Source organism: Deltaproteobacteria bacterium RIFCSPHIGHO2_02_FULL_44_16, assembly GCA_001798185.1.
Lineage (GTDB): Bacteria > UBA10199 > UBA10199 > 2-02-FULL-44-16 > 2-02-FULL-44-16 > 2-02-FULL-44-16.
Genome location: MGRM01000009.1, coordinates 123,298 through 145,159 on the forward strand (window position 1 = coordinate 123,298; position 21,862 = coordinate 145,159).

The following is a 21,862-nucleotide window of genomic DNA, read 5'->3' on the forward strand; positions in this document are numbered from 1 at the left end:
TGAGCAGGATGAAGTTTTTCATGGTTCGACAGGCTCACCATGAGCGAATTGTCATAAAGATGAAAACTTTTCTCCTTGTTGGAAATCCTAATACCGGCAAAACCACTCTTTTCAATGCTCTCACCGGTCTTCATCAAAAAGTCGGAAACTATGCAGGAGTCACCGTTGAAAAAAAAGAAGGAACGTTTCACGTCAACGATCAAAAAATTCGTCTCATTGATCTTCCTGGCACCTACAGTCTGACACCGAGTTCTCCTGACGAAGAGATTGTGGTCCAAACTCTATTGGGCCTTTCATCAGAGAAAATGTCCATTGATGGCGTCATTGTCGTTGCTGATGCCACGAATCTCGAACGAAATCTTTATCTCACCACACAAGTCATTGATTGCGGTTTTCCGACAATTCTTGCGGTCAACATGATCGACGAAGCCAAGAAAAAGGGACAATCCATTGAATTGGAGCTTCTTTCAAAGCGACTCGGAATTCCGGTTTTTTTTACGGCAGCAAATAAAAAAAGGGGTGTTGCTGAACTCAAAACGTATCTTGCCACAGAGACACTGCGTGCACCCCCTTCCATTTTGACACAACTGCAGCTCTCCTCTTCGGTTCGTTCACACTTAGAACAACTTGAACCGCATCTTGCTCATATCTCTCATTCCAATTCACGACGTGCGGAAGCGCTTCGTCTCCTTTCGCGAGATGACAAACTCGAAACTTATCCGCAGAAGCAAAATCTTTTGAAACTCTGTTCTACGATTCATTACATGCTCGAAACAGAACATGTTGATTGGAAATCTCTTGAAGCAGATGCGCGTTATCAGTGGATCAACCATGTCTGCAAATCTGCGTGCTCACGTCTTTTGCAGAAACCAAAGACTTCAATGACAGATCGCATTGATGCCATTGTCACCCATCGCATGGTGGGTCCGCTCTTCTTTTTTCTGATCGTCGGTATTATCTTCCAGGCTCTTTTTAGTTGGGCTACATTTCCGATGGACTTCATCGATAGTTTCTTTGGAAAAGCGAGCAATGTCATTCATCGGACGCTTCCCGAAGGACCAATTCGAAGTCTACTGGCTGATGGAGCAGTGGCGGGCATTGGCGGGATTATTATTTTTCTTCCTCAAATCGCGTTTCTTTTTTTCTTTATCGCGCTTCTTGAAGACTCTGGCTATATGGCACGCGCGGCATTTGTCATGGAACAGTTGATGGCAAAATTTGGTCTTCACGGAAAATCGTTCATCCCGCTCATCAGTTCTTTTGCATGTGCCATTCCGGGCATTATGGCCACACGAACGATTGAATCGAAACGAGATCGACTCATTACCATTCTCATCGCACCCCTCATGAGTTGTAGCGCACGGCTTCCGGTGTATACGCTTCTCATTGCCGCATGCATTCCGTCACTCACGTTTCTTGGCATCTTCAATCTTCAAGGTATTGTCATGTGGAGTCTCTATCTTTTAGGCGTTATCGCGGCTATTGCGGTTGCTTTTCTGCTCAAAAAAACAATTCTAAAAACTCCCTCACTCCCCTTTTTCATTGAGCTTCCTCCTTATCGTCTTCCTCAATTTTCAAATGTCTTTAAAAAAACGTGGGAGCGATCAAAACTTTTTTTGACGAATGCCGGGACGATTATCTTTGCCCTCTCGATCATCCTTTGGTTTTTGACGAGTTATCCGAAACCGAAAAATCATGTTGCAGAGAATTCATTTCAAAATGGACAAATGATTCGGGTGGCGTCGACGTCGGATCCCAGGGGCGCCCCGCGTCAGCGGGGAGGTGGAACGACGGAGACGACAGGACCCGTATCAGAAAATAATTTTGAAATGAATTCTTCTGAGTCAAAAATCGCGTATAGTTTCGCCGGCCGCATGGGAAAAGCCATTGAACCTCTCATTGAACCGCTCGGTTTTAATTGGAAAATCGGAATCGGTTTGATCGCTTCTTTTGCAGCACGTGAAGTTTTTATCAGCACGATGGCCATTGTCTATAGTCTCGAAGATACTGACGAAACTTCTGAATCACTGATAAGTGCAATCAGAAATGACGTTCATGCAGATGGACGAAAAGTTTTTAATCCGCTTGTGGCCTTAAGTCTTCTCGTTTTTTATGTGCTCGCTTGTCAGTGCATTTCTACTGTTGCGGTCGTCAAACGCGAAACCAACTCCTGGCGTTGGCCCATTTTTATGGTCGTCTATATGACTCTTCTCGCTTACGGGGCTTCGTTTATCGTCTATCAAGGAGGAAAATATTTTTTCCCTCTGTAAAGCAGACCAAACTGATTCACATTTTCTCTCGGGGCACGGACGCTTCGGTTGCGCTCCTCGCGTCCTCTCTTTCAGTCGGCGCGATTTATCACATCGCATCGACGCGCCTCCCTCAAAGGTCCCCTGCGAGAAAATCTTCACCAGTTTGGTCTGTGGTTCATAATATGCAAGATATCATCATCTACATCGTCGTCGGACTCACTACACTTTGGCTTCTGAAGCGTTTCTTTGGCAGGCGCCAGAAATCGATGTGCGGGGGAGCATGCAATTGTCCCTTCAAGTCAAAAAATTGATGTGTGTCATTTTTTTGACTTCCTCTTTCGCCAAAGAGACTGCTTCCACGCCTTTCTTCTTTATTGAACTCCATTAATCTTTATAAAAATCAATGAGTTATGTATTTGCACCGGCGCAAGCCGGCTGGCACAATCTTTGCTTTTTTAGTTCTCTAGCAAGTGGAGACAAGGAGATCTTTATGGGAAGAAACCAAGAACCGGTTCCAAATTTTGCCGAATCGCTGCGTGCTCTCGTTGCTCCTCTCTGCAAATTGCAACCGAGCAAAATCAACATGGTGCATGTGCGAGCGAGCTATGGAAATTACAAAATAACTCTCGGCCAAAACACAGAGCAAGATCCTTCCGTTGAAATTGATGGAGAGATTCATCATCTTTTTCTGACCCCTGGCCGTATTGCTCCAAATCCGACCAATCTTCAGATCGAAAAAAATATGAAAGATACCGTCATTATGCGCGATTTGAGTGTTCATCTTTTGAATCCAGATGGACAGGCCGAGGAACAGAATGATGCAGCGGAAAAAGGGAATCACTCTGTTGAAGCACGTGAAATGATTAATCTTGCCGGAGAACGGGGAGAAGAACTCATTCAAGAAGCCGTGGCCAGTGGAAAACTTTCAAAAGCAGCGTATGAAATCATTCGGCATGATATTTTGACAGCTCTCACCGATCATCCCGAAGACTCGCTCGGAGAAGTTTCCGAGTTTTAATTCGAGGGTTGTTTTTCTTCTCATCTCGATTAAAGAGATACACTCTAAAGGGAGTAACGTAGAGTGAAGAAAACCAACTATCTCCTCACATCCTTTCTTTTTTTTTCGCTTCTTTTTTCTTCTTTTCCTGCAGCAGCAGCGAAAAACGGTGATGTCATCAACCTTTTCCCGACCAATGATAGCGGGCTCTTTTTAAGTATCTATGACAGTCATACCTTTGGTTGGAGAAGTTTTTCCATCAGAACCGTTTGGAATTATGCACCACGTACGCTTGAACTCAACAATACATCAGGTCGACGTGTACGAGGTGTGATCGATGATCTGCTCATCACGGATATTGGGGGGGCCATTGGGATTCTCCCCTGGTGGCATATCGGTTTTAATCAACCTGTCATCCTCTGGCAAACCTATCAAGATCCTTCTCTTCTCACGACAACTGCGCCAAAAGAGAATCGATTTGGGAAACTCGGTGATCCTCGTCTCGATATGAAATTTCGCTTGCTGGAAAATTATAGAACTCCTCTTGGAATTGCCATCATCCCCTTTGTGTATCTCCCTTATGGTGATGAAGAACATTTTTTAGGAAATGGAATGTGGTCTCCAGGCGCCACGTTAGCGCTCGACACTTCTTTGAGAAAGCGACTCTTTTTTGCTTTCAACATTACCTATCGAAATTACGAAAAATTTCAGTATCGAACTGGCGCCAATTCTTTTATCGATGACACGCTCGGTTTCGGCCTGGGATTCCGTATTCAGATGAGCGAAAAACTCGCACTTTTAAGCGAACTTTGGGGTGAAAGCGTCATCAGTTCATTTGCAAAAAACAGTTTGCAGAACCCATCGGAATTTTTAGCAGGATTACGCTATGAACCTTCTCGCAAAAAATCACATCTGGGAATGACGCTCGCTGGCGGAAGATCCATCGTTTCAGGTCTTGGATCTCCTGAATACAGAGTCACCGCTGGCATTGATTATCTTCACTATGCCAGCGCAAAGAAAGAAAAACAAAAAGAGGCGGAGAAAGAGAAAAAGGAGAAGAGAAGAGAAGAGAAAAAAATAATAGAATTTAAGATTGATCAGAAGATTCATTTTTCTTTCGCAAGCGCTTATATCAAAGAAGTCTGGAATCCGGTACTTGAAGAAGTGGCAACATTTCTTCTGAAACATCCTCGACTCAATAAAATGATCGTCGAAGGATACACTGATGTACTGGGACCTCAAAAGTACAATCAGCGACTCTCTGAAGAACGAGCGAAAGCAGTGCGGGATGCTCTTATTGCACGTGGGGTTGAACCAGATCGTCTTGAAGTTATTGGCTTTGGATCGAGCCAACCTCTCGCTGACAATGCGACCGCAGCAGGAAGAGCGCTCAATCGGCGTGTTGAATTTTCTCTTCCGGTGCAGCAACCATAGTCATCCCCGCGAAAGCAGGGATCTCATGTTTTGACTCGAGATTTCCGCTTTCGCGGGAATGACTTTTTGATACCCACAAGCAGTATGAGGAAGAAAAGAAGCATCTGCTTCGAAGAAGCTTTAGTTGAAAGCGAACATCCTCCGCCACCATCAAAGGAGAACTCATCTCCTGGGTTGGTGTTAATAGAACCATAAAGGTCCACTTTATAAACACTACTCGTCGATTTCGTCGTAAAGATTTCATCAATTCCATCTGAATTTGTATCTCTGAGGAAGATACCTGCAAAACATCGATCGCCACTCGACTCACACGGAACTTGGATAATTCCCTTTTCATCATTGACATTCATCGTACTGCTCCACGTCGTTCCTCCCGGGATGACATAGAGAATTCCAGTATCATTATTATGTGTTGGAGCGCCGATCAGCAGATCAATATAGCCGTCACCTGTCACATCTTTAAATGCCAGACTTTGACCAAATCCGTCACTGGCGCTTCCATTACTGATCACCACAGCAGCATCGTCTTCAGAATAGACCGTGCCATCAACGAGAGGACCATTGATAATGTAAACAGCTCCGTTCGTTGTTGCCAAAGCAACGTCTTGATTGCCGTCAGCGTTATAATCTCCAACTGCTGTCGTTTGAATATTTGCATCGGGACTGAGCGATGCATCGACACCAGTGCTTGAAAGCTGGACTTCTCCGGTTAAACTCGACGCTTCATTCAACGCAAAACTCTTGGAGACGGCTACTTTCACCGTAAGCGTGCTTCCCACTTGAAGATTTTTCTTAATGCCTGGATTATCCGGACCAACGAGAAAAGCATTGTTGGTCTTGGTAAAAAGATTTTGGACGACGAGAGAATAAATAGGATTATTGCTGCTTCCAAAAATGAGGCCCGTAAGCACATAGTTCTGGTTGTAGAGATAGATACAACCATTAAATCCGCAACCGGGCGCCGCAATCGCAATATCAATTTCTCCATCACCGTTGATATCGCCTGTCCCGAGATAGGAAGCAAAACCATCACTTTCATTGCGTTCAAGAATCAAGAAGGGGTCAGAGCTTGACGCTGAGAGCACTGCTGGCAGCAAATCACTCTCAAATTTGGAAGATGCTTTTGAAACAGACTTTGAAACTGCAAGATCAGCAAGCTCGCTCAAATCAATCGTCCTTGGAAGATTAGCTAACGTTCCTGTGCTCTCTGTTGCGAGGAAAACCTGCGATCTTCCACTCGGGAATTGAATACCGACCATCATTCTTCCGGTACTGGTTTCATCAATTGTATAACTTGAATATCCTGAGGGAAGTGTCAGCGTCAGGAATCCGATTTCAAGAAAATGAGCTTCACTTCCTCTTATTTGCGTGCGGCGTTCATAGACCGTATATCCTCCAACAGATCCAACCACCATGAGGTTACTCTGGGTCTCTGTTTGAATGCTGACCGCTTCGAGATAACGATTCACTGTCACAACCGCATCGTCAGTTGCTGAGGTACTGCCATCAGTCACCGTGAGGCGTAAGGTAAGTGATCGACTGCGAGCGCTTTGTGAAACCGAAAGCGTTGATGAAGCGGAAGTCGCGCTTCCAAGCGATGCAACTCCGTCAGTATTTCCGCTGATGATCGTCCATGAATAACTGATACTTGAACCTGTTCCACTTCCACTTAACGTAATCGATTCGCCTGCATTCATGCGTCGATCACTTCCGGCACTCGCTGAAACAAGTGTTGATTCTGTATCGTTATCGGTGATCGTTCCGGTTCCCTGACTGTCGTTGATCGTGGCATTGGCATTCACGTTGCTCAAGTTGATGACAAAGGTCTCATCGCTTTCGGTCGTGCTATCGTCAGTTGTCGAAACGGAAACCGTCTTGCTCGTTTCCAGTGCAGCGAATGTCAGCGTTCCACTATTTGCAGTGTAATCAGAACTTGTTGTGGCAGTTCCATTGGCAGTGGCATAGTCAACCGTAATTGTTTGCGTGCTGGCACGATTCAACAACACCGTAAATTGAAGAGTGTTGCCCTCTGTTGCAGAGACATCATCGATGGTGATTCTCGGCTTAGGTCCAGATGTATCATTATTCGTTAATGTGCCAGTCCCCTGGCTATCGCTGATCGTGGCATTGGCATTCACGTTGCTCAAGTTGACGACAAAGGTCTCATCAATTTCATTGAGACTATCATCAGCTGTCGTTACAGAGATCGTCTTACTGGTTTCCAACGCTGCAAACGTCACTGTTCCACTGGTCGCAGTGTAATCGGAACTGGAGGAGGCTGTCTCGTTCGCGGTGGCATAGTCAACCGTAATCGTTTGAATGCTGGCATGATTCAATGACACAGTAAATTGAAAGGTATTCCCCTCTGTTGCAGAAACATTGTCGATGCTGATCGTCGGAATTGAACCACTATCCGTGATCGTACCAGTTCCCTGACTGTCGCTGATCGTGGCATTGGCATTCACGTTGCTCAAGTTGATGACAAAGGTCTCATCGCCTTCGGTCGTGCTGTCGCTGGCGGTGGAAACATCGACCGTCTTCGTGGTCTGCCCTGCTGTGAATGTCAATGTCCCGCTTGTCGCAGTGTAATCAGAATCTGCAGTCGTCGCTGTCCCATTGGCGGTGGCATAGTCGACGGTGATCGTCTGAGAACTTGCGTTGCTCAACGAGACCGTAAATTGAATACTACTCCCCTCCACCGCAGAAACATCGTTGACGCTGATGCCTGGAGTACTATCGTCATCGGTAATCGTCACCGTATGTAGGGTCGGACTAATCGCAACAGCATTGGTGGGAGTTCCCATTGTCAGAATGACGGTTTCATCACTCTCATCGATCGTATCTGCTGTTACGGTAAAAGTTGTAGTCCCGGTAGAAACATTATCCGCACTCAAAATTGTAATATTGCCATCGGCGAGATTATGGTCTGTTCCGCTCGCCGTTGCACTTCCACTGACCGTGAACGGGATCGTGACATCTGAAGAGGGAACTTCAGGAAGGGTAGCAGTCACCGTCACCGTCCCTACTGCTTCAGCTACACTCTGCGATGATGCAGAGAAAGAGACACCGGGATCTACGGTAATATCGGTTACATTTCCGGAATGATAACTATTGGTCGTCGTAATCGTTCCACCAACACCATCAGCATCCTTTAAATCGCAATAGTCCATGGTGTTATTACTTCCTTGATCGATCCCAAATTGGGTTCCTGCAACACTGGAACGAAGTGCCAGATAGGCGCCAGAGGCACCTTGAAAGGTCATGTTGTTTGTAATCGTCACTGTTTTGCTTGCTTCTATGGTAAGGGTATCAGCCGTATTCACACTTTTTGAAAAATTATAAAATGTGGGAGAGCCATTAATGGCTTGATTTGTTCCATCCAGGGTAACCGTACATGTGCGTCTATTGAACACCCCTCCGGAAGTAAACGTAAAATCTCCACCAACCGTAATATCGTAACAAGTTGGAGTTCCTGCCTCCAAAGTTCCGTCAGCACTGATGGAAAGATCGTCGTTAATATCAATGGCAGCTGCTAAGGTGGCTGACGCATCTTCAATATCCACGTCATTGAACGACATACTACTGGCAGGAGCATTCACGATCATATTACGGAAGACGATTTTCGCATTGGCAGTATGAGCAACAGTTCCGGCGGTATGTGTAAAATTCTTGGTCACGCGCAATGTGCCGTCAAACGTAAGTGTTCCGCCAGTTTTGTTGATCACGATCTCCGTCGTGGTTCCACTCGACGTGCTGTGATTTCCCGTACAGGTTTGATTGTTATCGCCAGTAAAAGTAATTTTACCGTTCGGAAAATCTGTAAACCCACTTTCAAAAGAAACATCTCCCTGTGCTTCAACCCCTGAGCCTGAGTTTCCACTCTGGAGTTTTCCAGAAGTCAACGTTGTGGTTGCTGTCACAATAAGCGTATCGTCATTTGCCACCGTAAGGTTTGCGAAAGCATTTTTTGCGACCGTAAAATTTTTCATCGTAAATGACGTGCTCACATCGATCGTTGACGAGCTTCCCGTGAACTTCAGCGTCGCCGCATCAGCATCCAATGTATTTGCGCCAAGGGTAAAATTCCCTGAAGTCGTGAACGTCGTTGTTCCGATATCAAGAACGCCGGTGTAGTTTGTCGTCGTTAATGAACTCACAGTGGTATTGGACGAAAGCGTACAATTTCCCGTTCCACTTGCATCAAACGTGACCGCATCAGAACTTCCTGGAACGGAACCTGTTGTCAGTTTTGATCCACCGCTCGTACCGGACCAACAGGCCAGCTCACTCCACAGACCAGTACATGCAGAATCACCATCAGCAGTATCGTAAATCCAAAAACGAGACGCAGCATGCGCTTCGGAGATAAGAGCCCAGGAAAAAATCAGAACGGGGATGAAGTATTTGAGTGCGTATTTCTTCACGACTTTTCCTCCACCAACATTGTACCGCAACTTATGTGCCAGCTTAGAGGGAAATTTTTTACTATAACTACATGATATTATTTATATTTTTAAATTCCCCTCTTTCTCAAAATGGGAGAAAAAAGGGGCAAAAAGTCAAAAAAATGACGCTTTTCAGGAGTATAACAAAAAACTTTCGACATGCATGTAAAAACTTATGCTATTCCAAGCTCTTTGAGCTGTTTCGCGGAGACCTGCGATGGAGCATCGCACATGAGATCAGAAGCGCTTGTGGTTTTGGGAAAGGCGATCACATCGCGAATATTTTCCGTTCCCGTGAGAAGCATGATCAGACGATCAAACCCCAAAGCAATGCCACCATGTGGAGGGGCTCCCATTTGTAAGGCTTCGAGCAAAAAACCAAATTTTTGCTGCGCCTCTTCTTTACCAATACCGAGCAAGCGAAAGACTTGATCTTGAATCTGCTGGTGATGAATTCGAATCGAACCCCCACCGATTTCAGAACCGTTGAGCACAATATCATACGCGAGCGCGCGAACTCGCCCAGGATCGTTTTCCAAAAATGGAAAATCTTCTATATGCGGCGAAGTAAAGGGATGATGCACTGCCACAAACCTTTTTTCCTCTTCGCTCCAATCAAAAAGAGGAAAATCATAGACCCACAAAAAATCAGGCTGCACCTTTTCTAGGAAACCTTGTCTCTTTCCAAGGTGCAAGCGAACTGCTCCAAGCGCTGCATTCGCAACAGATGCTTTATCAGCGACAAACAAGAGAAGATCTCCTTCTTTGATTGAACAGATTTTTGTCAGCGGCGCTTTTTCTTGCTCCAAAAATTTTGCAATCGCTCCCTTCCATTCTTTCTCTGCTTTAATCCACGCAAGTCCTTTTGCTCCATGTGTTTTTGCAACTGCTTCGAGATCATCAATCTCTTTTCGAGAAAGGTCCTGCGCACCGCAGTTAAGAACTTTTACAATCCCTTGGTTTTCAACCACAGAGGCAAATGTTTTGAACGAGGCATTCCGAAAAATCTCTGTCACATTCTGCAACTCCCACGGAATGCGACGATCAGGACGATCATTGCCGTAACGTTCCATAGCGTCAGCATAACGAAGTCGATCAAATTGTTTCGGAATTTCAACAGCGCAAATTTCTTGAAAAAGGGTACGCAATACCTTCTCAATCAATGCAAAAACAGTTTCCTGTGTTGGGAATGAAATCTCAATATCGACTTGCGTAAATTCCGGTTGGCGATCCGCACGAAGATCCTCATCGCGAAAACATTTGACGATTTGAAAATAGCGATCAAATCCCGCAACCATCAAAAGCTGTTTGAACAATTGCGGTGACTGTGGAAGCGCATAAAATTTTCCCTTCGCAATGCGCGAGGGGACAAGATAGTCGCGCGCTCCTTCAGGTGTCGATTTCGTGAGAACCGGTGTTTCGATTTCCAGAAAATTTTCTTCCGAAAGAACACGACGGACAATTTGTGCTGCTCGGTGTCGAGTGATCAATTGCCGTTGAAGAACCGGACGACGAAGATCGAGATAACGATATTTGAGTCGCAACTCTTCTGAAGCTGTCGTGTCGTTTTCAATCAGAAAAGGGAGCGGCTTCGCGGTGTTCAATATTTCAATCGATGAGACTTCGACTTCAATCTCACCGGTCGCAAATGCTTTATTGACTTGATCGTCAGGACGCTTCTGAACCACCCCTTCGACTTCGATCACATATTCATAACGAAGGTCATGCGCACGCTTCATCGTTTCTTTCTCAACGGTATCAGGGTTCAGCACTACTTGCGTAATCCCATAACGATCGCGAAGCTGCAGAAAAATAAGCCCTCCAAGATCGCGACGTGCATGGATCCAACCTTGAAGAATCACTTTTTTCTTTGTCTCATTTTTGGTCAACTCACCACATGTGTGTGTACGCTGTTTCATGAAAGCTCCGCTAAAAACTATGGACCAAAGTGGTGAAGATTTTCTCGCAGGGGGCCTTTGACTGAGGCGCGTCGATGCAGTTTGATAAATCGCGCCGATGGAAACAGAAGACGCGAGGAGCGTAATCGAAGCGTCTGTACCCCGAGAGAAAATGTGAACCAGTTTGGTCAATTAATTCCATAGATTTTCTAAATCAGAAAGTTTGACTTCCTTCTGCTCTTTGGTCACCAGATTTCGAACGATCACACTCTGTTTTGCAATTTCATCATCACCCACAATGATCACCATTTCAGCTCCTGATTTATCAGCACGTTTCATGAGACTCTTCAGCGATTTCGGTTCATAATCCCATTCAACGTGAATTCCCTTTTGGCGCAGTGACTGAATTTTTGGGGACATCACTTCAATGGCCTTCTCACTCATCGCCGCCACATAGGCCTTGCAGCCTTTCTGGGTAAAGTTTGATTGTAGTGACTGCAGAAGCAAGATGAGTCTTTCAATTCCAATCGCAAATCCGACTGCTGGAATATCAGGCCCACCAAGATCACGCACAAGACCGTCATAGCGACCGCCGGCAGCTACTGCATTTTGCGCACCGAGTTGATCGGTCGTAAACTCAAAGGCAGTCCGTGTATAGTAATCGAGTCCTCTCACGATTCGTTCATTCACCACATATTTCACATTGAGCAATGTCAGATATTTTTGAACGGCCTCAAAATGCTCACGATCTTCGACAGAAAGAAATTCAGCAAAACGGGGAGCATTTTTTAAAATGTGTTGGGTCGACTCCACTTTACTATCGAAAATACGAAGTGGATTTCGATGCAAACGTTTTTGAGAATCTTCGTCAAGTTTCCGTCGATAGGGTTCAAGATAGGATAAAAGCTTCTCGATATATTTCTTCCGCGATGATTCTGATCCGATCGAATTGATCTCAAGCGTTATATGTTCCAATTTCATGCGATCAAAAAAATGCGAAAGCATGGCCATCACTTCAGCATCGGAAGAAGGATGCGAAGGGCCGAGCAACTCAGCACCAAGTTGATAAAACTGTCGTTGTCTCCCTTTTTGCGGACGTTCGTAACGAAACATCGGACCAAAATACCAGTACCGTGAAATCGGCTCGAGTCCATGGACGTTTGCGTTGATATAAGCGCGCACCACAGAAGCCGTCCCTTCGGGACGAAGCGTCACTTCATGTCCACCTTTATCGACAAAATCATACATCTCTTTGGACACAATATCGGTCGACTCTCCAACGCTTCGTTTGAAGAGAGCCAGAGGCTCGAGAATGGGAGTGACAATCTCGTCATATCCATACGACGAAAAAACAGCTTGCGCCGTTTCAATGACTTTTCTCCAAAGATGACTCTCAGGAGGAAGAATGTCTTCCATCCCGCGGAGGATTTCGACTTTGTTTCCGTGGTTCTTCATAAGAACGAGGAGATGTAACAGAGCGGAAAAGGAGCGTCAATTGTTGGCTGCGACAAGACGAAGGTCTTCAGCCACACTCATAATGATGTCAGGAGTCAGAGGAAAAGAGGCTTTTCGGATATATCCTTCGAAGAGGGCATTATCACAGATGACATTCACGAGACGCGGAATCCCTTTCGAAAAAGAAAAGATAGCAGCAAGAGCCGCTCCAGAAAATATTTCTCGACTCGCACCCGCATGCTGCAAACGAAAACGAATATAGTCGACCATGACATTTTGAGGAAATGGTTTGAGTTCACATCGAACGGCTGTTCGTTGTGCGAGCGCTGGCTCCAAAGCAATCACTTGATCGAGCTCCGGCATTCCAAAAAAAACAAAGGAGATTAATTTTTGTTCTGGAAGTTCAAGATTGAGTAAGCCTCGAATTTCTTCAAGCAAATCTTGCGTGCGAAGCATATGCGCTTCATCAATCAGAACTGCAGCGCGCTTTCCGGTCTCGGCAATTTCTTCTAAACGACGATACAAGCGCGTCATGATATCGACCTTTTTTTCATCTTCTTTAACTTCAATTCCAAATTGCGCTGCGATTCTTCGCACAAGCCAATTGCTATCGACATCGCTATGGAGCACCACAAGCAGAGAGACTTCATATTCTTCTTCCGGAAGACTTTCAAAAAGACGACGCGCCAAGAGCGATTTTCCCGTCCCAACAGGACCGGTCAGAAGCGCTAAGCCCTTCATCGCTTGAATCGCTCGATGAAGATGAAGATAGGCGCGATCATGCTGCTCATTGTTATAATAAAAATCGGTCAACGGCATGATGGAGAAAGGTTCTTTTTTCAATCCATAATATTCAAGATGACTCATGGGATCCTCTCGTTAAACAAAGGAAGCTTTCTTTTTGGATTTTGGAAACGGTGGCGTATCTTGCTTCGGTTTTTCTTCTTTTTTTTGAACTTTTTTTTCGCCGCGCAAATCTTCAATGCGCTGCACAAGAAAAGGATCGGGTTTCCCTTGCGTTTGAAGCGCTTCGTACAACTCCAGCGCTCTGCGGCGCTCTTCGTCAGCTTCTTTTTCCAACCCCATCTGTTCATACATGTTCATCAGTCGAAAAGCTGCATCAGCTTCGTGTGTCTCATTTTTTGGAGCTGCAACGGACGGAGGTGGCGGAGGAAGCGATGAAGGGACAACGCCCTTTTCCGCTAATCGTTTTTGGATTTTTTCACGACGGATTTTTTGCGCCTCTTCTTCTTGAACACGACGCGTTTCATCTTCTCGTCGGCGAAGTGAGACTTCACGTTTTCGTTCTTCTTCTTCTCTCTCTTTTAATTCTTCATCAAGTTCTTTCCGTCGCTTCAGCGCCCACGCTTCGGCGCGAGCAAAAGCATCAGGACCCAAGAGACTTATCTTTGTTCGCACTTCTTCTTTTTCTCCTGGAATATATACCAAAATTTCAGCATACGCTCTCAGCGCTCCTTCAACATCTCCATTTTCCTGATAGAGTTCTGCCAGAGAAAAATATTTGCTCTTTGCGGTATCAAATTGATTGAGAGAGGCATAGATTTCAGCCTGCATTCCTAAAAGTTCGGGGTCATACGGAGTCAGATCTTCGGCAGCATCCAGCCACTTGAGCGCTCTCTTTTTATCCCCCTCAACATACGCATATCGAATAAGTCTCTCGATCAGAAACGTTCGATCGGGACGATGTGAAAGAATCTTTTCGTAAAGTTCGATCAGTTTCTTTTCTCGTCCCCCTCTTTTTTCCAGAGCTTTTGCAAGCTCTTCAAATTGATCAAGGGCTTGTTCTGTTTTCCCCACACTTTGATAAAATTCTGCAAGTCGAGTCCGCGATGCAATGTCATCAGGATGCAACTGAACAATTTTTTCTCGAATTTCGAGTGAACGTTCTCGATCGCCACGACGATCTAAAGCATTTGCCACAATGTCATATTGCCGAACAGCGTCTCCAAGAATCCCCATACGCTCATACAGTTTCGCAAGTTCTTCGTTGATCTCAATCAATGACGGATTTAAACGCAAAATTTGTTTATAGACCGTGACGGCTTTGAGATAAAAACCTTCATCAGTATATTGCAATGCTACTTCTCGATAAAGTTTGATCGCTTGTTCACTCTGTTTTTGTTTTGTGTAGAGTTCTGCAATCCGAATTTTGACGCGCAAATCTTTCACATCTGAGAAAAGAATTTTCTCATATTCACGAATAGCCTTATCAATCTTTCCCTCATCGACAAAAGCTTGAGCCTGTTCAAGCAATTTTTCTTTATTGAGAATGGTCGTCACGTCTCTCGCCTCATTTCGATAGCTCGATTAATCTCTTTTCTGCTTCATGATTATGAGGGTCGCGGCGAAGAATGGATTCAAAAATTTTCCGCGCTTTGTCAGCATGTCCTTGAGCTTGGAAAATTTCTGCCATCGTAATGGTCTCCCAATTTTCCGGAAGTTTCTCTTCATGTTTTTCTTCTTGGATTTTGGACTCTTTGATTTTCTGATGAAGAATCAAAGCTTGCTGATGGCCTGGATGATTTGCGAGAATGGTCTGAACTTCTTCTTCTGCCTCTTCCCAATTTCCGCGCGCAATATGGACCCTTGCCAGAAGCAACTTCGCGCTGAGACACTGAGGATGATGACGCAACCCTTCCCGACATACCTTTAAGGCATCGTCCAAAAGATGATAGCGGAGAAAAAAATCAGCAATGGCGACAAAAACAATGGATTGAGGATCGCGTTGCCATTGATGGTAATAGCGCAAAAAGAGAGGATTGTTCAAAAGATCTGGATGCATTGATCTGATATCAAAGATTTTTCTTCAAGGATCAAGATTTAAATGACTGGCTTTGGAAAAACCTTTTCTTTGTCCGTGAGTTTGAGACCAAGCGCGAGCAAAATTTTACGCATCGTATCCATGCGACACGACATCCCATGTTCAATGCGATCAATCGTGAGAGAAGAGATGCCGGCTTTACGAGCAAGCTCCGCTTTACTCATTAAGAGTTCTTCACGAAACTGACGAACATTATTTCCTATCGACTCTTTGCTTTTCACATTCTTCTCCTGAATCTGTATGACGGCTTTCATGAAGCGGGATATAGACTCAGAAATGCAAAGAGCGTCAAGGCTTTTCTTAAATTATATTAAAATATATATAATTTTTAATCTTTTATATATAAAAGATCAGCTTTAAAAAAGGCTGAGGTACCAGGAAACCATTTGAGGACCAATGAAGAGATAGATGATACCGGCAAAAGCAATAAAAGGACCAAAAGGGAGTTGATATTGAAATCCTTTGCGAAAGAAAATCATCAACACGATACCAATCAAAAGTCCTAAGACAGAACTGAGAAGCATGATGAAAAGAGTTGCTTGCCATCCAAAAAAAGCGCCGAGCATGGCCATTAACTTTACATCCCCTCCTCCAAGGCCCTCCCGCTTTTTTATTTTTTCATAGGCAAACGCGATGAGGAAAAGAGTTCCTCCTCCTACAAGAATACCAATGACACCATCCATCAATGCAGAAAGATGAGTACCTTCAGGTGCAAGAAGAAGACGCACGATCAAACCGACCACAATTCCCGGCAAGGAAATGGAGTCAGGAATGATAAGATGTTTCAGATCAATAAAAGAGATGACCATAAGAGGAGCGATGAAAAAAAGAAAATAGAGGAGATAGGAGAGAATATCGCGAAACCACCACCAGGTCAGAAGAGAAAAAAAGATCGTGAACAGTTCAACCAAAGGATATTGCCATGAAATGGCTGCGTGACAATGACGACATTTGGCTCGGAGAAAGAAAAAGCTGAAAAGAGGAATATTTTCGTACCACGAGAGGGAGTGGCGACAGTTGGCACAGTGCGAACCGGGGAAAATAATCGATTCACCTTGAGGTAAACGCGAAATACAGACATTCAAAAAACTTCCGACAATAGCGCCGAGCACGCCGACAACAATCCAAAGGTAAATTTCTGGGAGAAAATGCATTGAACATCTTTAACATAGAAAACAGTTGATGACTATAGATTAGCCAAACTGATTTCGCATTTTTTCTCGGGGTACAGCGGCTTCGGTTACGCTCCTCGCCGCTTCTGTTTCCGTCGGCGCGATTTATTATATTGCATCGACGCGCCTCCCTCAAATGCCCCCTGCGAAAAAATCCTTATCAGTCTGGCTTTATCATTGTCAGTTCTTTTCCCCTATGTTAGCCCCGCATGCATCTATGAAAAAAGAGCTTATCGAACATGTGCGCCAACTTTCTCGCCTTCGTTTTTCCAAAGAAGTCGAAGAACGCCTCGTGAAAAAAGTAACAGCAATCATGGGCTATGTCGAACGCCTCAATGAATTAAATACCGAACATATTGAACCAACCTCACATGCGATGATCTCCTCTGGCCCCTCTTCGGGAAATCTTCGTGAGGATCGCGTGATTCTCTCCACACTTGCATCAGACATTTTATCTGTCGCCCCAGAGCGGGACGGCGCTTCTATTCAAGTTCCCAAGGTAATCGATTCATGAATGAACTCACTTCTCTGACACTTCATGAAACGCATGACCTTCTCACCAAAGGTGAAATCTCTTCCGTTGAATTGACGAAGCAATATTTTTCGAGAATCGAAAAATATGACACCACACTCCACTGCTATCTTACATTATCTGCGGAAGCAGCACTCCAGCAAGCAGAAGCATCTGATCAACGTCTCAAAAGGAAAAGAGAGCTGACCCCCTTCACCGGAATCCCCCTCGGTCTCAAAGATATTTTCGTCACCAAAGGGATTCGCACCACTTGTGCTTCAAAAATTTTAGAGAACTATGTTCCCCCCTATTCTGGAACGATTGTTGAAAAACTCGATCAGGCAGGAGCTATCCTCCTGGGAAAATTGAATATGGACGAGTTTGCCATGGGATCATCAAATGAACACTCGGCCTTTGGAACTACGTTGAATCCATGGAACCCCTTCGTTATTCCAGGAGGATCCAGTGGCGGCAGCGCTGCTGCGGTCGCTGCAGATCTCTGCACGGCTTCTCTCGGTACTGACACTGGTGGTTCCATTCGTCAGCCCGCGGCAATGTGCGGTATTGTGGGACTGAAACCGACCTATGGTCGCGTCTCGCGTTACGGCATTATCGCGTTTGCGTCATCTCTTGATCAACTTGGTCCTATGACTAAAGATGTCACGGATGCAGCACTCATGATGAATCTGATTGCAGGGAGAGATGAACGCGATGCGACATCTCTTGATGCTCCGGTTCCAGATTATACGAAAAATCTTTCCCAAGGGATCAAAGGAATGCGCCTTGGCATTCCGAAAGAATATTTTGTGAAAGGAATTGATCCTGAAGTCGAAGCAGCTGTAAAAGCAGCCATTCAACAACTTTCTGAACTCGGTGCAAGCATTGAAGAGGTGACACTTCCGCATACCGAGTACGCAATTCCTGCCTACTATATTATTGCTCCTGCTGAAGCCTCTTCGAATCTCGCGCGCTACGATGGCGTTCGATATGGAGTGCGGAGCAACGAAGCACACGACCTTCTCGAACTTTACGAAAAAACGCGCTCTGAAGCTTTTGGTCCAGAAGTCACGCTTCGCATTATGATCGGGACGTACGTCCTTTCATCCGGTTATTATGATGCCTATTATCGTAAGGCGCAGAAAGTTCGGACTCTTATTGCGCAGGATTTTACAAACGTCTTTCAACAGGTCGATGCGCTGGTGACGCCAACAGCACCGACGGCTGCATTTAAAATTGGAGAAAAAACAGAAGATCCACTAAAAATGTATCTCAATGATATCTTTACCTGTCCGGTGAATCTTGCGGGACTTCCGGCAATATCGGTACCATGTGGTTTTACCAACGCGAAGCTCCCGATCGGACTTCAATTGATTGGAAAACCTCTTGATGAAGCAACCCTGCTCCGCGTTGCATATACGTATGAACAATCAACGCCGTGGCATAAACAAAAACCGACGCTATGACCAATGACTCTTCCAAACTGGTTCACATTTTCTCTCGGGGTACAGACGCTTCGGTTACGCTCCTCGCGTCTTCTGTTTCCATCGGCGCGATTGATCGAATTGCATTGACGCGCCTCAGTCAAATGCCCCCTGCGAGAAAATCTTCACCAGTTTGGTCCATCGTCAATAGTCCATGGTCAATGGTCGATTGTTTATGACAACTTACGAAGCCATCATTGGATTAGAAGTCCACGCTCAGCTCAAAACAGCGAGCAAAATGTTTTGTGGCTGTGCCACTTCATTTGGGAATCCACCTAATAGCAACATTTGCCCGGTGTGCATGGCACATCCAGGCACTCTTCCGACGGTGAATAAACGAGCTATTGAAATGGCAATCAAAGCAGGACTTGCTGTTGGATCCAATATCCAGGAAAAGAGCATCTTCGCTCGAAAAAATTATTTTTATCCTGATCTCAGCAAAGGTTATCAAATTTCCCAATATGAGTTCCCTCTTTGCCTCGGCGGGGCTATCGCGCTTTCCACTAAAACTGTCTCTATCATTCGCATTCATCTCGAAGAAGACGCGGGAAAACTGACGCATGATCTTGGCCATCCCGATAAAAGTCATGTCGATTTTAATCGGTGTGGCGCTCCCCTGATCGAAATCGTCTCTGGGCCTGACATGCGCACGCCAGAAGAGGCGGGAGAATATTTACGAAAACTCCGCACGCTTCTTGTCTATCTCGATGTCTGTGAAGGCAATATGCAAGAAGGGAACTTGCGTTGCGATGCCAATGTTTCAATTCGTCCACTCGGAGAAGAAAAATTTGGAACTCGAACTGAAATGAAAAATTTAAATTCCTTTCGTGCTGTAGAACGCAGCATTGCCCATGAAATTGGACGCCAAACACAAATGATTCAAGAAGGAAAAAAAATTATCCAAGAGACACGTCTTTGGGATGAACAAGCTGGCGTCACAAAACCGATGCGGGGAAAAGAAGAGGCGCACGACTATCGTTATTTTCCTGACCCCGATCTTTTACCTCTTATCGTCGAAAAATCGTGGATAGAAAACGTGCGCAGCACTCTGCCCGAACTTCCAGATGCAAAACAAAAACGTTTTGTCACAGATTACGGCATTCCTGAATATGATGCCGAAGTGCTCACCGCAGAAAAGGAATTGGCACATTATTATGAAGCCTGCATCGCTGTTCATGCTTCCCCAAAAATGATTTCAAATTGGATGATGACCGAACTGCTGCGAGAGCTAAAAAACGAAAATATTTCCATTACGAAATGCAAGATCACACCAGAACAGCTCGCCACTCTTGTGAAACTGATCGATGAAGGAACGATTTCGGGGAAAATTGCGAAAGATGTTTTCGCGGAGATGTACAGATCGGGGAAAGATCCGACGAAAATTATCGAAGAAAAAGGATTGAAACTGGTAAGCGACACCGGAGAACTGGAATCAATTATTGAACGTGTCCTTGCGAACAACACAAAACAAGTGGAACAATATCGCTCCGGAAAAACCGCTGTCTTCGGCTTCCTCGTCGGTCAAGTCATGAAGGAAACCAAAGGCCAAGCAAATCCAAATGTGGTGAATGACTTGTTGAAAAGGAAATTAGCATGAACCTTATCAAAACTCTTCAATGGAAAGATGACAAAGTGATTTTACTCGATCAGCGGAAGCTCCCGCATGAAGAAATTTATGTGGTCTGTGAAGATTATGAAAGTGTGGCACAAGCCATTGAACAGATGATCGTACGTGGCGCCCCTGCAATCGGCGTTGCAGCGGCCATGGGAGTAGCACTTGGTGCCATGGGGATCGGCGTTTTATCGAAAGAAATCTTCTTTCAAAAATTAAGCGGGATTTGTGAACGACTCACAAAAACGCGACCAACCGCAATCAATCTTTTTTGGGGTATCGAACGAATGAGAGCTATCGCTCTTTCTTTATCAGATCCTTCCATCGATCAACTCATTTTGGCACTCAAAAATGAAGCGCTGAAAATTTATCACGAAGATATTGAATCGGGTCAGCGCATTGGAAAATTTGGGGCTTCACTTCTGCATGATGGAGATACGGTGCTCACGCATTGCAATGCCGGCGGACTTGCAACAGCCGGCTATGGAACTGCACTCGGAGTCATCTATGCCGCAGCTGATGCCGGAAAAACAATTCATGTGATTGCTGATGAAACCCGACCTCGTTTACAAGGGGCAAGCCTCACCGCATGGGAACTTCAGAAACATGGCATTGATGTCACGGTCATTAGTGACAACATGGCCGCAAGTCTCATGCGTGCGAAAAAAATCGACAACGTGATTGTGGGTGCTGATCGCATCGCCGCAAATGGGGATACAGCGAATAAAATCGGAACCTATGGTGTGGCGGTGCTTGCGTCTTATCACAAAATTCCTTTTTATGTAGCTGCCCCTTTTTCGACGATTGACCTGACAATCTCTGACGGATCACAAATACCGATTGAAGAACGTGATCATCGCGAAGTAACCCATATTGGACACACACAAATTACTCCAACGCTTGTGAATGTGATCAATCCATCATTTGATGTCACTCCTCACACACTCATTACTGCAATCATCACTGACCGTGGAATTGTAGAAGCACCATATCAAGAAACAATAAGAAACATCTGAACTGGTCGCAAATTGTGACCGGTTAAGCAAAATTAAGTTGCATCAGGACAAGTGTTTTTGTAGCTATTTCGTGCGCCAGACTTCGGTTTTTTCCCGAAGCTGGCGTTTTTTGTTTTGAAGTTCAAAAAACATATATTTTTCAATTAGTTACAATCTTGATATCGCAAACTGCGATACCAAGTTGGGAGGAACAATGAAAAATACCAGCCTGATTCCAATCAATGTCATTGCAAATCAAATCTACCTGATCCGCGGCACGAAAGTAATGTTGGATAAAGATTTAGCCAAACTTTATGGTGTAAAAACATTTCACCTCAATGAGGCAGTAAAGCGTAATATGGAACGCTTCCCCCTCAATTTTATGTTTCGGCTTACAGAAGCGGAGTTTGGAGAAATACGCGGTTCCGGATGGGGCGGCAGACGCACTCTTCCATACGCATTCACCGAACAAGGGGTTTCAATGCTTTCGAGTGTTCTTCGGAGTAAACGAGCAATTCAGGTCAACATTGCGATTATGAACACTTTCGTTCGATTACGACAAATGATTGCATCCCACGAAGATATTGTTCATAAAATCGATGCCATGGAGAAAAAATACGATTCGCAATTTAAAGTTGTTTTTGATGCTCTTCGTCAGATGATGCTTCCAGCAAAAACGAAAGACAAATCGATTGGATTTGAGTTGAAGAAAAAAGAGCAAAAACAAAACCCGCTACGGGTGAGGTAGCGGGCTCGAGGAAAAGGAGA

Annotated in this window: 17 protein-coding genes; 8 read left to right on the forward strand and 9 right to left on the reverse strand. The window is 45.0% G+C overall.

Translation table 11 applies throughout. From position 1 onward, the window contains the following. Positions 1–59: 59 nt before the first annotated feature. Positions 60–2,270, forward strand: a complete 2,211-nt coding sequence (locus A3C46_05025; GenBank protein ID OGQ22933.1) for a ferrous iron transport protein B — start codon at positions 60–62, stop codon at positions 2,268–2,270. Between the two features lie 181 nt (positions 2,271–2,451). On the opposite strand, the gene A3C46_05030 is transcribed toward A3C46_05025, so the two are convergent. Beyond that, positions 2,452–2,637, reverse strand: a complete 186-nt coding sequence (locus A3C46_05030) for a hypothetical protein (protein ID OGQ22817.1) — start codon at positions 2,635–2,637, stop codon at positions 2,452–2,454. 105 nt (positions 2,638–2,742) lie between these two features. On the opposite strand from A3C46_05030, the gene A3C46_05035 reads away from it, so the two are divergent. Further along, the gene (locus A3C46_05035; protein ID OGQ22818.1) at positions 2,743–3,270 is read left to right on the forward strand and encodes a hypothetical protein; all 528 of its coding nucleotides are present in this window, start codon (positions 2,743–2,745) and stop codon (positions 3,268–3,270) included. Between the two features lie 63 nt (positions 3,271–3,333). Continuing rightward, entirely contained in the window at positions 3,334–4,683 is a 1,350-nt protein-coding gene (locus A3C46_05040) for a hypothetical protein (protein OGQ22819.1), read from the forward strand. Between the two features lie 23 nt (positions 4,684–4,706). Here A3C46_05040 and A3C46_05045 read toward each other — a convergent pair whose 3' ends face one another. The 8 genes from A3C46_05045 to A3C46_05080 all read right to left on the reverse strand — a co-directional run bounded on the left by A3C46_05045 (position 4,707) and on the right by A3C46_05080 (position 16,477). Then, a complete protein-coding gene (locus tag A3C46_05045) occupies positions 4,707–9,107 on the reverse strand; it encodes a hypothetical protein (protein ID OGQ22820.1) in 4,401 nt (1,466 codons plus the stop codon). Between the two features lie 194 nt (positions 9,108–9,301). Further along, complete coding sequence (locus A3C46_05050) at positions 9,302–11,047, reverse strand: aspartate--tRNA ligase (GenBank protein OGQ22934.1); 1,746 nt, start codon at positions 11,045–11,047, stop codon at positions 9,302–9,304. A gap of 171 nt (positions 11,048–11,218) precedes the next feature. Beyond that, entirely contained in the window at positions 11,219–12,481 is a 1,263-nt protein-coding gene (locus A3C46_05055) for a histidine--tRNA ligase (protein OGQ22821.1), read from the reverse strand. 36 nt (positions 12,482–12,517) lie between these two features. Then, a complete protein-coding gene (locus A3C46_05060) occupies positions 12,518–13,348 on the reverse strand; it encodes a hypothetical protein (protein OGQ22822.1) in 831 nt (276 codons plus the stop codon). 12 nt (positions 13,349–13,360) lie between these two features. After that, complete coding sequence (locus tag A3C46_05065) at positions 13,361–14,782, reverse strand: hypothetical protein (protein ID OGQ22823.1); 1,422 nt, start codon at positions 14,780–14,782, stop codon at positions 13,361–13,363. A 10-nt stretch (positions 14,783–14,792) separates the two neighbouring features. Then, complete coding sequence (locus A3C46_05070; protein OGQ22824.1) at positions 14,793–15,284, reverse strand: hypothetical protein; 492 nt, start codon at positions 15,282–15,284, stop codon at positions 14,793–14,795. Between the two features lie 38 nt (positions 15,285–15,322). Continuing rightward, positions 15,323–15,577 (reverse strand): transcriptional regulator, encoded by a 255-nt coding sequence (locus A3C46_05075; protein ID OGQ22825.1) that lies wholly within the window; start codon positions 15,575–15,577, stop codon positions 15,323–15,325. Between the two features lie 102 nt (positions 15,578–15,679). Then, on the reverse strand, positions 15,680–16,477 hold the full coding sequence (locus A3C46_05080; GenBank protein ID OGQ22826.1) for a hypothetical protein: 798 nt from the start codon (positions 16,475–16,477) through the stop codon (positions 15,680–15,682). Positions 16,478–16,691: 214 nt separating this feature from the next. Here A3C46_05080 and A3C46_05085 point away from each other — a divergent pair, with 214 nt between their 5' ends. The 5 genes from A3C46_05085 (at position 16,692) to A3C46_05105 (ending at position 21,842) form a co-directional block, all read left to right on the forward strand. Next, positions 16,692–17,009 (forward strand): hypothetical protein, encoded by a 318-nt coding sequence (locus A3C46_05085; protein OGQ22827.1) that lies wholly within the window; start codon positions 16,692–16,694, stop codon positions 17,007–17,009. Then, complete coding sequence (gene gatA / locus A3C46_05090; GenBank protein OGQ22828.1) at positions 17,006–18,469, forward strand: aspartyl/glutamyl-tRNA amidotransferase subunit A; 1,464 nt, start codon at positions 17,006–17,008, stop codon at positions 18,467–18,469. Before A3C46_05085 ends, gatA begins: the two co-directional genes overlap by 4 nt. A gap of 193 nt (positions 18,470–18,662) precedes the next feature. Next, the gene (locus A3C46_05095; protein ID OGQ22935.1) at positions 18,663–20,084 is read left to right on the forward strand and encodes an aspartyl/glutamyl-tRNA amidotransferase subunit B; all 1,422 of its coding nucleotides are present in this window, start codon (positions 18,663–18,665) and stop codon (positions 20,082–20,084) included. After that, entirely contained in the window at positions 20,081–21,115 is a 1,035-nt protein-coding gene (locus tag A3C46_05100; GenBank protein OGQ22829.1) for an S-methyl-5-thioribose-1-phosphate isomerase, read from the forward strand. The genes A3C46_05095 and A3C46_05100 overlap by 4 nt, the downstream gene beginning before the upstream one ends. A 193-nt stretch (positions 21,116–21,308) precedes the next feature. Next, positions 21,309–21,842, forward strand: coding sequence for a DNA-binding protein (locus tag A3C46_05105; protein ID OGQ22830.1), 534 nt, complete (start codon positions 21,309–21,311; stop codon positions 21,840–21,842). The last annotated feature ends 20 nt before the right edge of the window (positions 21,843–21,862 follow it).

Bases quoted from the DNA above. Each gene is read 5' to 3' on its own strand.
- A3C46_05025 (OGQ22933.1), top strand. From the start codon at position 60: ATGAAAACTTTTCTCCTTGTTGGAAATCCTAATACCGGCAAAACCACT.
- A3C46_05030 (OGQ22817.1), bottom strand. From the start codon at position 2,637: ATGGAGTTCAATAAAGAAGAAAGGCGTGGAAGCAGTCTCTTTGGCGAA.
- A3C46_05035 (OGQ22818.1), top strand. From the start codon at position 2,743: ATGGGAAGAAACCAAGAACCGGTTCCAAATTTTGCCGAATCGCTGCGT.
- A3C46_05050 (OGQ22934.1), bottom strand. From the start codon at position 11,047: ATGAAACAGCGTACACACACATGTGGTGAGTTGACCAAAAATGAGACA.
- A3C46_05055 (OGQ22821.1), bottom strand. From the start codon at position 12,481: ATGAAGAACCACGGAAACAAAGTCGAAATCCTCCGCGGGATGGAAGAC.
- A3C46_05060 (OGQ22822.1), bottom strand. From the start codon at position 13,348: ATGAGTCATCTTGAATATTATGGATTGAAAAAAGAACCTTTCTCCATC.
- A3C46_05070 (OGQ22824.1), bottom strand. From the start codon at position 15,284: ATGCATCCAGATCTTTTGAACAATCCTCTCTTTTTGCGCTATTACCAT.
- A3C46_05075 (OGQ22825.1), bottom strand. From the start codon at position 15,577: ATGAAAGCCGTCATACAGATTCAGGAGAAGAATGTGAAAAGCAAAGAG.
- A3C46_05080 (OGQ22826.1), bottom strand. From the start codon at position 16,477: ATGCATTTTCTCCCAGAAATTTACCTTTGGATTGTTGTCGGCGTGCTC.
- A3C46_05085 (OGQ22827.1), top strand. From the start codon at position 16,692: ATGTTAGCCCCGCATGCATCTATGAAAAAAGAGCTTATCGAACATGTG.
- gatA (OGQ22828.1), top strand. From the start codon at position 17,006: ATGAATGAACTCACTTCTCTGACACTTCATGAAACGCATGACCTTCTC.
- A3C46_05095 (OGQ22935.1), top strand. From the start codon at position 18,663: ATGACAACTTACGAAGCCATCATTGGATTAGAAGTCCACGCTCAGCTC.
- A3C46_05100 (OGQ22829.1), top strand. From the start codon at position 20,081: ATGAACCTTATCAAAACTCTTCAATGGAAAGATGACAAAGTGATTTTA.
- A3C46_05105 (OGQ22830.1), top strand. From the start codon at position 21,309: ATGAAAAATACCAGCCTGATTCCAATCAATGTCATTGCAAATCAAATC.